Annotated in this window: 4 protein-coding genes (1 of these 4 running past the window's edge); 2 read left to right on the top strand and 2 right to left on the bottom strand. The window is 59.2% G+C overall.

The genetic code is table 11. The features are described 5' to 3' along the window. Positions 1–11,366 carry the final stretch of a PKD domain-containing protein gene (locus PSR62_RS00900; protein WP_274405953.1) on the top strand. Its footprint begins 15,679 nt before the window's first position, so only the last 11,366 of its 27,045 coding nucleotides appear in the window; the start codon falls outside the window, past its left edge; it ends in the stop codon at positions 11,364–11,366. A gap of 269 nt (positions 11,367–11,635) precedes the next feature. On the opposite strand, the gene PSR62_RS00905 is transcribed toward PSR62_RS00900, so the two are convergent. Then, a complete protein-coding gene (locus PSR62_RS00905) occupies positions 11,636–11,950 on the bottom strand; it encodes a TMEM14 family protein (protein WP_274405954.1) in 315 nt (104 codons plus the stop codon). Between the two features lie 362 nt (positions 11,951–12,312). Between PSR62_RS00905 and PSR62_RS00910 the strand changes: the two genes are divergently transcribed. After that, positions 12,313–12,930 (top strand): nitroreductase family protein, encoded by a 618-nt coding sequence (locus PSR62_RS00910; protein WP_274405955.1) that lies wholly within the window; start codon positions 12,313–12,315, stop codon positions 12,928–12,930. A gap of 84 nt (positions 12,931–13,014) precedes the next feature. On the opposite strand, the gene PSR62_RS00915 is transcribed toward PSR62_RS00910, so the two are convergent. Next, positions 13,015–13,941, bottom strand: a complete 927-nt coding sequence (locus PSR62_RS00915) for a cation diffusion facilitator family transporter (RefSeq protein ID WP_274405956.1) — start codon at positions 13,939–13,941, stop codon at positions 13,015–13,017. Between the last annotated feature and the right edge of the window lie 331 nt (positions 13,942–14,272).

Raw genomic sequence — 14,272 nt, forward strand, 5'->3', positions numbered from 1 at the left:
TGGTCACCATCGCTCACAACACAAGCGAATCGTTTGATGCGGCGACCGGGACCAGCGGTGCGGGCGCCTCGGTCAGCGTTTCAAACGGCGATTTGATCGAAGACCGAACCATCATCGAACGCTTGCGTTTGCATCGAACCGACGATGTGGACGTCGCCGCCACGGGATCGCTGACGGCCACCGCGCCGAACGGCGTTGCCATCGGCGGCCACGGTGATCTCGCAATCGACTCGATCCAGTCCACGTCGGGCGACGTGCGGTTGTCTTCGACGGGTGCCATGACTGATCTCGGCAACGGGGTGACGGCCGTTTCTGCGGGCGGCAACTTGGACATCAACGCCAGCACGATTGGTGGTGCTGACGTTGAATCAGACTTCCGAATCGTAACCCCCGGGCAAACACGACTGGAAGCCACCGGCGCGATGCGAGTCCGGGCGACGTCGGGCGACTTGAACGTGATCTCCGGAATCGCCAGCGGGGCAATGCGAATCAGTACCGACGCGGGGCAACTGACGATCAGCGAACTGGCCTCCAACGATTCGATCACACTGGATGCGTCCGAGAATTTGATCGGCGCACCGATCACTTCGCCCACCATGATTCACTTGGATGCCCCCACCGCGTCGGTCACGACCGGTGACGACTTGGCATCCAACACGCAAGCCTTGCGAACCAAGATCACCGGCAATTTCGATGCAAACATCGGTGGCAACGCCTACGTCAACAACCTCGTTGACCTGCATCTGAATGACGTCACGGTTGCCGGCACGCTGGCAAGACTTCATTCCGACATGGACGTGATGCTGGGACGAGTCAACGCCCCCGCAGCAGTAGTGACCATCACCGCCAGCGGCGACATTCTTGACGGCCGAGAAACCGGCACGGGCGGACTTCCTGATGCGAACGCAAACGTGGTTGCCAACACCCTGAACCTGACCGCCTCGGGCGGGACCGGCGAGATCGGATCCTCCGACAATCCCTTGGAAATCGACGTGACCGGACGCGTTGACGCGACCGCGGACGTGACCATTCGCTTGGCAGAAGTCAGCGGCGACTTCCAGATCGGACGTATCACCGCCGACATCGCCGATGTGTTCCTGTGGGCCGACGCCAATTTGCTCGACGTGCTGAACGACACGGCAACCAATGTTGCCGGTCGGAACATCACCTTGAACGCGGGATCAGGCATCGGCTCGGACACCAATGACCTGGAAATCGACACGCACCACAACGCCGCGACCAGCGAAGGCCGGTTTTCGATGACGGCCGCCGCCGCGGTTTTCGTTACTGAGACCACGAGCGGGTTGATCATCGACTCGATCACCACCACCGCCGGTGACACTCGCCTGAGCGTGCGTGATTCCGCCGCCACAGGCGAAGACTTGCTGCTGGATTCGGCTTCGTCAATTGAAATCGCCAGCGGTTCGATCACCTTCCGAGTCGGTGACGACGTCACCGTCACGGAAGACGCGAGTGTCACTGCCTCAGACGAAGTCGTCTTTGAAGCGGATTATGGGAACGCCGACATTGGCACTGGGGCGACGATCGACATCCGCCAAGACATCCATGCTCCCGTCACTCGGTTGCATGGCCAATCGGACCAAGATTTCGTGTGGCTGAAAAACCTGAACGCCGACCGCTACCACGTCGACATGCGTGGCGGCACCGACGCGATCGACATTCGCCTGGACCAAATCGGCAACGAACGGGTCAGCGTCACGGATTCGGGCAACCCCGATGACGGAGACGACACGCTGACGGTCCACACGACAGTGGAAGATGACACCGTGCTGCTGCGTCGAAACTTCATGGCATTGCTGCAATTGGACGGCGACGACAATCCGACCGCCGATTTTGAGCGAGTCGACATGGACGAAACCATCAACGGTCGGTTGCGAATCAATGCTTACGCCGGTGACGACCAATTCTTCATCGACGATAACTCGACCGCCACCACGATCGACGGTGGTGAAGGGAAGGATATTTTCCAGGTGGGACAAGTCTTCGGCAGCGATCCGAACGTCGCGGGCTCAGCTGTCGATGGGGTCTACCCCAGTGGTGTGATGGTCGGTGACGAAATCGCCACCACGGAGATCACGCTGGGCTATTTGTCGCATGGCATTTCCAAGCCCATGGTGATCTTTGGTGGTGCCGGCGAAGATGAATTTTCTGTCTACAGCAACAAAGCGTCGCTGCGGATGGAAGGAGAGGCGGGCAATGACACGTTCGTGATTCGCGCGTTCATCATCGAAGGTGAAACCGTCGTCGAAGGTGGCGATGGAGACGATCTTGTTCACTACAACATCAACGCCCCCGTCAGCATCAATGGTGGCGAGGGAACGGACCGCGTTGTTGCGATCGGATCCGAAGCCAACGACAGCTTTGTGATCACGGCCGATGGCATCTATGGCGCCGGCCTGAACATCAACATCGACGGCGTCGAAGAAGCGTTCGAGATCGATGGTCTGGAAGGCGATGACTCGTTCTTCGTGCTCGGCACCCGTGCTGGTGCGACGTACACGATTGTGGGTGGCCTGGGCAGCGATTTCTTTTCCATCGGTGGCGACGTGACTCGCACCATCGTGGCGGGATCGGACAGCGGCGCCTCGTCGATCATCAACCATGGCGTCGAATCGGACGACACCAATTACGAACACGCCCACATCGGCGGAGTCGGCGTGACCATCACCGGCGACGACACCGGGCAAGAGACTGGCATCGTGTCGATCGTTCACTCCGGTGGCGAATCGTCCGTGATTGAAAACGCGTACGACACCACCGCCGACTTCGCAACCAACTCGATTGACAATTCGACCCGGTTGGCGTTTGACAGTTACACAATCGGAATGGCCGTCGACCGAGCCAATTACACGGGCACGAAAGCCTACCTGACCGTCTCTGCAGCCGGTGCCAGCAAGTCCAAGGGCACTAAAAATGATCCCGCGAAGGGGATCGAAGTTTCGCTCGACGGCGTGACTTGGCAAACCGCTCTCACGTTGGTGTTTGATTCTGGATCGGACGCCAACTGGAAAACACCACGCACGGTTTACACCCGCGCGATTGGTGACGATGTGGCCGAAGGTGAAACCAAAGCCATCATCAACCACACTCTGATCGCCCGCACGACCTCGACCAACAGCACAGTCCAACAACGGGTTGAAAATCTCAACACGTTACCCATCGAGAACCTGTTCGTCACGGTGTACGACGATGATCTCGGCGGACTGATTCTTCGCGAAACCGAAGGCGGCACAACCGTCCTGGAAGGTGATTTGGCATCCGGCGCCGGGATCACCGATTCGTACACCGTCCAATTGACCAGTCGCCCGGCAGCCGACGTCACCGTCACGCTGTCTCACGACGGGCAAATCAGCACCGACGCGGTCGGTGACACGTTGACGTTCACGCCGGAAAACTGGAACGTCCCGCAAACCGTTCTCATCACGGCGGTCGACGACGTTGACCTTCGTGAACGGGTGACTTCCACGATCACGCACGAGTTCAGCAGCAGTGATCCAACCTTCAATCCCGTTCATGTGATTGGCTCGGCAACGGCGCCCACCATCGATGTGACGGTGATCGACAACGCGACTGCCGACGCATTGATCGTCGAATCCGATGGCCGAACCGTGGTCTCTCGCGATGGTTTGACAATCGACAGTTACACGGTGCGACTGACCAAAGCTCCCACGGCTGACGTGGAGTTGCCGCTGATTCTGTACGGGCAAACCGAAGTCTCCGTCGACGGTGGATCAAACTGGTTCGGAGCGGATGAACCGCCTCACCTGTTGTTCACCTCGGTCAACTGGATGGATGAGCAAACCGTGCTCGTTCGCGGTGACGAATCGTTCACACCTGCCGCGGGATCTCAGCCAACCAAATCATTCACTGCGAGTCCCCACACGACCTCCCTGATGGCCGGTTCGATCATCGTCAACGGTGGCACGTCAAGCAATTCCCGCGATCTAACGCTCGCCGTGATGTTGCCAACCGAAACCGCAACCGAAGCGACCGGAACAAATGACTTCACCAACGAAGCGGTGCAAACCGACACGTTGGCCGTATTCAACGATGGATCCTCAGCGGACACCGTTTTGAATGTCACTCCAACGGATGTGACCGGCATCGGCATGTCCGCATCCGGGATCACTTACCAAGACCTGGAAGTGGTCGAGATCATGCTGGGCAGCGGCAATGACACGATCAACGTGAACGGCACCGCGGAGGGTGCGACAACGGTCATCCATGGCGGCGGCAATCGAGAGGTTTCTCCCGGCGTGATCGGTGGCGATGCGTTCCACGTGGCCGGCGACAGTCCCGTCTCCGACGCACCATTGATTCTACTGGGCGACACCTTCCAAGACGGCACGCGATACTCCAGCACGTCCGGCGCCAGCAACGGCAACGCTTACTCGTTCGCCGATCACGGGAACGATGTGTTCGACATCAGTGCGGCTAACTTCGGGGTCGTCGCGTATGGCGGACGCGGTGACGATCAAATCAACGGCGGCAATGGCAACGACCTCTTGCTTGGTGGTTCGGGGAATGACGTCATCGTCGGCGGTGCGGGCGATGACCGGATGATCGGTGACACGGGTCTGAACGCAAACTTGAAAACCCGCTTTGATCTCGCGGGCTTGATGTTGGACGGTGTCTACAATCCGATCCTTGCCTTCGCGGTTGCAAACGCGACCAGCGATTTTGCGACGGGCGATGACATGACGCTGGTGGGCGCCGACCGCATGACTGGCGGTCTCGGCAACGACCTGATCTTTGGTGACCATGCCGACATCACGATGGGAATCGTTCCAGCCCAACCCGGCGACGAGACGTTCCAGAACCAAGACGGGATCGTCCCAGAGCGACGGGGCCTGGCATTGCTTGGCCTGACCAACATGCAGTCGATGCAAACTCGCTCGCCCATGATTGGCGGCGACGATGAAATCGCGGGTGAATCAGGGAACGACCGAATCTTCGGTGGAGCCGGCAATGACCAGATCAACCAAACCGGTGGCAGTTTTGTGTTCGATCCGGAAACCGGTGACGACGTGATCGTTGGCGACGGCGGACGTCTCGTGTACACCCGGCCCGATGGTCTGCTGACGTCTCCAATGGCGCTGACCACGATCGAAACGATCGACTCCGGAATCGGCGGATCAGATCGGATCTCTGCTGACGATGGACGCAACGTGATCCTCGGCGGTGCCGGTGGCGATCAATTGCACGCCGGGAACGACTCGTTGATCGACGTGGTTCTCGGAGACGAAGGCCGCGTGACCTACGCCCCGACCACCGGGATGATGCTCTCCGTCGAATCCACCGCCTCATCCATCGGTGGTGCCGATTCGATCACCGGAGGGCAGGGCATGAACGTGCTGGTCGGTGGCGCGGACGCCGACCTGATTCATGGCAACGCGGGGGATGACTCAATCCTGGGCGATTCAGGAACAATCACCTTCGAATCCGGTTTGTTGTTCAAGATCCAAACCACGTCGCCGGATATCGGCGGAAACGACACGATCCTTGCCGGTGAAGGCAACAACCTCGTCTTCGGCGGTGCCGGGTCTGACCAAATCACGACCGGTGAAGACGCCGACACCGTGCTGGGCGACCATGGTTCGGCCACCTTCGACGCAGGTCTACTGACACAGATCCAAACCAGTGATCCGGCGCTCGGCGGTGACGACACCGTCCTGGCCGGAGCCGGTGACAACCTGGTCTTCGGTGGTGCCGATCGCGACTCCATCACAACCACCGGCGGAGCGGACATTCTGCTCGGAGATGGCGGTGAAGCCACCTTCGTTGCTGGGACACTCACCACTCTTCAAACCACTTCCCCCGAGTCCGGTGGAAACGACACGATTCTCGCCGGCGAAGGCAAAAACATTGTCTTCGGTGGTGCCGGGTCTGACCAAATCACGACCGGTGAAGACGCCGACACCGTGCTGGGCGACCATGGTTCGGCCACCTTCGACGCAGGTCTGCTGACGCAGATTCAAACCAGTGATCCGGCGCTCGGCGGTGATGACACCATTCTGGCTGGAGCCGGTGACAACCTGGTCTTCGGTGGTGAAGGCGGCGACTCCATCACGACCACCGGCGGAGCGGACATTCTGCTCGGAGATGGCGGTGAAGCCACCTTCGTTGCTGGGACACTCACCACTCTTCAAACCACTTCCCCCGAATCCGGCGGAAACGACACGATCCTCGCCGGCGAAGGCAGTAACATCGTCTTCGGCGGTGCCGGGTCTGACCAAATCACGACCGGTGAAGACGCCGACACCGTGCTGGGCGACCATGGTTCGGCCACCTTCGACGCAGGTCTGCTGACACAGATCCAAACCAGTGATCCGGCGCTCGGCGGTGACGACACCGTCCTGGCCGGAGCCGGTGACAACCTGATCTTCGGTGGTGCCGATGGCGATTCCATCACAACCACTGGCGGCGCGGACATTCTGCTCGGAGATGGCGGTGAAGCCACCTTCGTTGCTGGGGCACTCACCACTCTTCAAACCACTTCCCCCGAATCCGGCGGAAACGACACGATCCTCGCCGGCGAAGGCAGCAACATCGTCTTCGGCGGTGCCGGGTCTGACCAAATCACGACCGGTGAAGACGCCGACACCGTGCTGGGCGACCATGGTTCGGCCACCTTCGACGCAGGTCTGCTGACGCAGATCCAAACCAGTGATCCGACGTTCGGCGGTGCCGACACCGTTCTGGCCGGAGCCGGTGACAACCTGATCTTCGGTGGTGCCGATGGCGATTCCATCACAACCACTGGCGGCGCGGACTTCATCGTCGGCGACGGTGGTGAAGCGACGTTCGTCGGCGGCGTCCTGGCAAACATTCAAACCAGTGCACCAGCCAACGGTGGCAACGACACCATTCTCGCTGGCGAGGGCGATAACGTGGTCTTTGGCGGTGCGGAAGACGACGACATCACGACGGGCAGTGGAGTCGATGTGGTGATCGGCGATGGCGGTCAAATGACGTTGACCACAACGGGATCGCGAAACCAAATTCGCACGATCGATCCCATGCAAGGCGGCGATGACACGATCGATGTTGGCGATGGCGATGACATCGTCTTGGGCGGAAATGGAAACGATGCGATCGAAGGCCTCGCCGGGCACGATCTCCTGCTGGGCGACAACGGGCGGATTGACTACGAACTGGACTCGACCTCCCCGACGTATGCTCCCGGGACGATCGATTTCGTCACCACAACGGACTCGGGTGTCGGTGGCGCGGACACGATTCTTGGTGGCATCGGCAACGACATGATCCTGGGCGGAACCGCAGGCGATCAACTGTTCGGCGAAGCCGGGATGGACTTGATCTACGGCGACAACGCGTCGTTGGATTTCCAAATCACAACGTCAGGGATCGTGGATGTCGCGACAGTTCTCGCCCCAACCGTTGGTGGAAGTGACACGATTTCCGGTGGCGATGATGACGACACGTTGATCGGTGGAACCGCTGGAGACGCGATCCATGGCGATGCCGGCTTCGATATCATCTTCGGCGATCACGCGACATTCACGCGTGCTGAGGCCCTCGGTTCTCAACTCACCAGCACATTCATGTCCGCCAGTGAAGGTGGTGGGGACGACCTGATCTCGGGCGGCGACGAAGACGACATCGTTTACGGCGGACAAGGTTCAGACACGATCGATGGCAATGCCGGCAACGATGACCTGGTCGGCGGACACAATGTTGCAGGCGGTGCGGACGCAGGCGACCTCATTCACGGTGGCGAGGATGCCGACGTGATCCTGGGTGACAACGGAAAAATCTCACGGACGTTCGCAGGAACCACCCGCGACTCCCGCCAAACCTTCCTTGCCCCCATGCAGTCGATCGTGATGCGTGACGTGTTCGCATTCGATCAAGACGACCTGATTGGTGGAAATGACGAACTGCACGGCGACGCTGGGTTCGACCACCTTCGTGGCCAACGCGGCAACGATGTCATGCATGGTGGCGAAGGCGATGATGAATTGATCGGCGGCCTGGGTGCCGACACGATCTCAGGTGACGCAGGCGTTGACTTTGTCCTCGGTGACGAAGGTCAAATCCTGCGGGGATTCAACGACGACGGCACCCCGCGACTGAACACCGACGGTTCTTGGCATCGCGATCTGCTGACCGAGCAAATCGCCCATGTCACGGACATCATTCCGATGGATCCGGCCACCCTGCAAAATCCTCCCGCCGAATTGGCGGCAAAATTGCTCGCGGCTGACCGGATTCTGTTCGGTGCCCTGCGAACCTTCGACGACGTCTTGTTGACCGATCCGTTGTCGGGATTGTCTCGCAACGTTGCGATCTTGATCGACATCGAAGCGGATTCCAACGACACGATTTTCGGTGGCGACGGAAACGACTTCGTGATTGGCGGTCGCGGTGACGACACGATCGATGGCGGTGGCGACAACGACACACTGATCGGTGATTTCGGGGTCAACACCACCTCAATCATCGGTGACCTTTCCATGATGGCGGATTCGCTGCGGCTGATCGCCAGCGAATCGACAACACTGGCGGGAGTCACCCTGTCACTGCCCAGCGGCGGACACGTGGTCGTTCCTGACATGGTCGCCGTCCCTGGTGATTGGCTCGCGGAAGCTCCACGCTGGGACCGAATCTCAGCCGTCAACGCGACCCTTTCGGAGATCGCCAACTCGGATGCAATCCCCACCACGGACGACGTGTTCATCAACGCATCCATCTTGGTCACGCCGACGCTGGTTGATCGCGCAGCGGTCAACGACGGGGCGGACACCATCCTGGGCGGAGACGGCCAGGACGTGATCGCAGGCGATTCGATGATCGTGCAAAGCGAGTTGCAGTCAGACGTCTCGGCATTGCAAGCCTCCATCAATGAGACACAAAACTCGATCACCGGGTTGATGGTCGGAATCAACGACATGCTGCTCGATCAAGCCGTCGTGGATTACGAGATTCGAAACCTTCCCATCCCCAGTCGCAACACCGACATCGGCGGCGACACGATCGATGGCGGCGACGGTGACGACACGATCGTCGGCGACCAAATGGTGATGGAGATGCCCGAGACTCGCGTCATCCCCGGCGACAGCTCGCTGTCGGATGCGGCAGCAATCGCCGAGAACGCGGCGTCCATGATGGACTACCTGGAGGGACTGCGTACGGTTGCCTCCGACGCCGGCACCCTGATCGGCGTCGCCCACATCGGTGTGATCGACACGTTGCTGGACGATGCCGCCAGCAAACGCCCCAGCCTACCGGCGATCACCGGCCGCAATGTTGACTACGTCGACACGCTTGAAATCACCATTGGTGAAGACGACATTCGCGGCGGCGACGGCAACGACATGCTCGTTGGCGGTGACGCTCGGGTGGTGACGCCGATCATCACCGGAGACTTGTCCGATTTGCCTGACACCGTCGTGACTCCGGGGCTCACCCCCGCCGAGTTGTCTGACCTCGAAGTTCAACTTCAAACTCAAATGACCGCGGCCGAGACGCGCTTGACACAGCGTCATTCCACCCGTGCCGTCGACATCAACGAGATGCTCGACCACCGCACTCCGCTGAACCGGATCGCGTATGTCGCCGAAATGGATCGCAACATCGACCAGGACGAAATCAGCGGCGGCGTCGGCGATGACATGGTGGTCGGTGACGACGGCGTGCTGGTGATGCCATTGGTGCTGAACTCCCCGGCGGATGCGATTGCCACACTCGAGTTGGAAAAGCATGTAGAGAAGCTGCTCGATCAATTGGCGATCCTCGACAACGCCAAAGTCCCGACCAATGTGCAAACGACCGAAGGACGTCTCGCCCGGGCCGCCGAAACCAGCGAAAGGCTCGCTCAAGGGTCACGTCACGGTCACGTCGATGCCCGCTGGGAAATCGGCAACGATGACATCGAGGGCGACGCGGGCAACGACATCATCATGGGCGACCATGCCGCGATCCTTGCCCCACGTTTGATCGATGCCCCGTCGACATCGGTCGACCTTCGGCTGGCCGTCTATGCAATCGAAGGAAGCGATGTCAATGAAACCTTCCTGATGCGATCGCCAGAGCTATCCGGGATCAGTCTCGACTTCCACGAAGACACCCTCCAGGGCGATGAAGGCGACGACATTCTGCTGGGCGGCATCGGCGACGATCGCGTCAATGGAAACGACGGGGACGACGTGGTCCTTGGCGGGACCGGCCGCAACCGAGTCAATGGCGGCGCCGGCACCAACCAAGTCAGCCTGGAGGGTCGCAACTATCCCAGCCTCGATGACGGTGACGAACTCAGTCAGCGATTGTTCACCACCACCTCGCCACAGATGACGCAGTGGTTGCTCGACGCGGCCACTTCCGCCGCAACGACCGACACCTGGACACCCGGCGGACTTCCACCCAGTGACGATGGCGGGACTCCCGTCGATCCGCCTGCCGTCCGAACGGTGGCGATCACCGCCGGGTCCGCAGGCGTGGTGGGGCAAACGATCGAGTTCATTGCCAACGTTCCCGACGCACCCGCTGGTTCTACCACCGAGTACACCTGGGAGGTCAAAGACTCCGACGGGCGCGGCGTTCATGCCGGCACGGGCCAGTCCTTCACGTTTGTCGCCGATCAACCTGGCACCTACACCGTCACCGTCGAAACTCGCGACGACGTCAACGGACGGGGCACCGCATCGACCACCACCGTCGTCGAACAAAACCAACTGATCCCCGACCCCGACAACCCGGGGCTGTTCATTCTGGTGATCGGTGGCAGTGGCGAAGACGACCAAGTCCGACTGGACACGGTGCGTGACAAACCGAACAGCATCGAAGTGGACCTGCGGCTGGGGAAACGAACACGAGTCATCACAACCTACGACAACCTCAGCCGAATCGAAGTCCACGGCGGAAACGGCGAAGACGACATTTACGGCGATCGCCGCTCCACCATTCCAGTGCGTTTCTTCGGCGGTGACGGAGACGACAAACTGTCCGGTGGCGGTGGGGATGACTACCTCGATGGCGGCCGCGGCAACGACCGTTTGTATGATCGAACCGGCAACGACATCTTGATCGGTGGCCTGGGCGCCGACCAACTCGATGGTGGGGAAGGCGATGACCTGATCATCATGGATTGGCTGACCACCGTTCCTGGCAAAACCGATGCGGACAGATTGATCGCCGTTTGGACCGACACGGCACAAACCGTTGTCGACCGAGTGGACACATTGGCGGACGATCTGATCGCCGGGCTCAGCACAGACGGATCGGTCGACCGGGCCCTCAGTGAACGCGGCATCGACGCCTACTTCGCCTCCGCCGAAGACGACCTTCGCCTCCGTCCCGGAGACGACTTGGTGCGAATCATTTGATTCGTTTTTTCAACTCCGGTGCCCGCCACCGGAGCGTTCAGAAGACCAATCAAGGAGCATTTGATCGTAGCGGAAGTCGTCAAGACTTTCGTTTTCCCAGATGCCAAAACTCTCAACGGCTTGTTGATTTGATATTCCCGAAGAGAATAGAGTGCAAGTCATAACCCGACGCGTGAGCGAGGGACCGCATGAGCCTACGGAAAAGGGGACGGAGGGTTTTGGAGAGACATTGCCTCCCAAACCGCCTCGTCAACTGTCATTCTCGGAACCTACCGGAAGAAACTGAAAACCAAGGTGCCGATGGTGATGAATCCGAGAATCACGACCAGCAGGTTGGGCATCACCTTGAACTTCTTCCGCAACGAAGGGCCAAACTGACCGATCAACAGGATCGATACAACGATCGCTAAAATTGCCCCTGCAGTGATGCCTCTGGACAGCAAGAACGCCGAGAGCAGGAGCAGCCCACCGGTGATGCTGCCCGCGATCAACGAAGCTTTGCTTTTCGCTTTGACATAGCCCATCCCTCCTCCAAAGACGACAAAAGCTCCAAAGATTGCTGTCACGATTACCGGAAAGTCCACACAAGTCTCTTTGATTTCAATGGGCAAGGTTTGGCAGCAATGATTCAGTGCATTGGAAACCGATCCAACCACGCAAGCTGCCTTCCGCTGGATTGTAGTGTGTGGCCCCCAAGGTGCCAGCCACGAATCGCTTCCATGGGAACACTGGAGGTCGGTCGTCGGGCCCACACCCGTGTTTGGGGTGACAGCTTGTCGCTGCTCCAACCGGACATGGCCGGCAGAATCTCACGTAGACTCAAACGAACTGATCTCTTGGCATCGAAAACAGTGCCTTCGATCTGAGTGGGGGGGCGGAGGAGCACTGCACAAAGTCATTTTTTGTTCTCTCACGACCGACAACTCGATCTTTCAAGACCAACCCAATGCAAGTCCAAGACGCCATCTTCCAACGCCGATCCATCAAGGCATTCGCCCCCGCTCATCAGCTCACCGATGCGGAAGAAAAAGAACTGCTGGAAGCCACCATCCAGTCCCCGACCAGCTTCAACATTCAACACTGGCGATTCGTGATCCTGCGTGACCAGGATCTGCGAGCCAAGATTCGCAAGGAACACGGGAACGACCAGTCACAAATCACGGACGCCTCGTTATTGGTGCTGTTCACCGCGGACACCAAAGCCTGGGAGAAAGAACCTTCTCGCTACTGGGTGAACGTCCCGACTGAAATCTCCGAGATGATCGTCGACTGGATGGGATCCTTCCACCAAGGCCGCGAGTGGCTTCAGCGTGACGAAGCTCAACGCTCGATCGGCATGGCAATGCAAACGATGATGCTGGCAGCCCAAGGCATGGGCTATCAATCGTGCCCGATGATCGGCTTTGACATTGAAGCGGTCGCCAAGCTGATCCATCTTCCCGACGACCACGTCATGGGGCCCATGGTCGCGATCGGCAAAGGCACCAAAGAACCGTGGCCCAAACCAGGGCAACTCAGCCTGGAAGCGCTGGTCGTAGAAAATAGTTTTCCACTCAGTGAGTGAAACCAACGACAAGACCGCGAAGCAATCCCCAATCGAGAACCCGCGATCTGAAGATCCCTGGATCAGGTAGCAACCCGGCGACCGTCATGGAGTTGCATCCTGCGCCATCAGCGAACTGGACGGCTCTGCGAGATAGGGTTCGAGATGAACCAGCACGTCTCGTAGAACCGGAAAGGCTTCCATCAGCTGCTCTTTCGCTTGGTGTCCAATCAGGTGACCGGCGGCAACCGTTTCGTTTGGGGCGACCTGAATGTGCACGTCGGCAAAGTATTCGAGGCCAGACTTGCGAACCCTGAATTTCTCGACACCCAACACGCCTTGAACTCGAAGCAGGACGATTCGCATATCGTCGACGACTTCCTCGTCCGCTTGGGCGTCCATCAGTTCGTGGGTGCTCTGGCGAAGCAAATTGATCGCGGTCCATAAGATGGCGGCCACCACGACCAGCGATGCGACTTCGTCCGCCCAAATGTACTGCGGACCGCCGATTCGGATGGTGGCGAGTCCGATCAAGACTGCCAAGGAACAAATCGCGTCGCTGCGGTGGTCCCAGGCGCCCGCGATGATAGCGAGCGAACCGGTTCGGCGACCGATTCGAATTTTGTAGCGGTACAACAGTTCTTTCACCAGAACATTCCCTCCTGCAATCCACAGCGTCCACATCGGTGGAATGGGATGCGGTTGCGAGAAGCGACGGATCGCTTCCCAACCAATCCAGACTGCGGAAACGATGATGAGCACCGCGACATTCGATCCGGCCACCGCTTCGATTCGCGTGTGCCCATAAGGATGCTCCGCGTCAGCAGGTTTCTGTGCGACACGAATCGCGAACAGCACCACGCAAGATGTGATGACATCGCCGATCGAATTCGCCGCGTCGGACAACAACGCAAACGAATTCCCTGCTAATCCAGCAATCAGCTTTACAGTGGCCAACAAGAGGTTGATGGCCAACCCTAAGACGGCGGCGTGGGTGGCTTCGCGGTAAGGCGAATCGTGAAGTTCACTCACACGATGGCTTCAAGCTAGGATCGCCACCGGCGACTTGTTGGTAAAAACCGTTGCAACTGGTGGTCATCAAGCGGTGTATCTCTCGTGATTCGGTGTCGCCCGTTTGGAGTTCAGCAGAAAACGTACTCCATGATCTCGCGCATGTCATCCTCGCCCCGAACAGGGGTGGCACTCCAACGGTGAGACCGAAGCCAATGACGTGACGAAGACGAGCAACCGCTCTGCCGTCGGCGCATCACATTCGATTTTCATGGTTGGAATTCCTGGAAGACGTGGTGTCTTGGCGCACACTGCGGAAAACCAGCATCCTCGCCCGCGTCCGTGATCTATT

The organism is Rhodopirellula sp. P2, from assembly GCF_028768465.1.
Classification (GTDB): domain Bacteria; phylum Planctomycetota; class Planctomycetia; order Pirellulales; family Pirellulaceae; genus Rhodopirellula.

What these genes read in the sequence shown, in the direction of transcription:
- PSR62_RS00910 (WP_274405955.1), top strand. Translation starts at nt 12,313, where the DNA reads ATGCAAGTCCAAGACGCCATCTTCCAACGCCGATCCATCAAGGCATTC.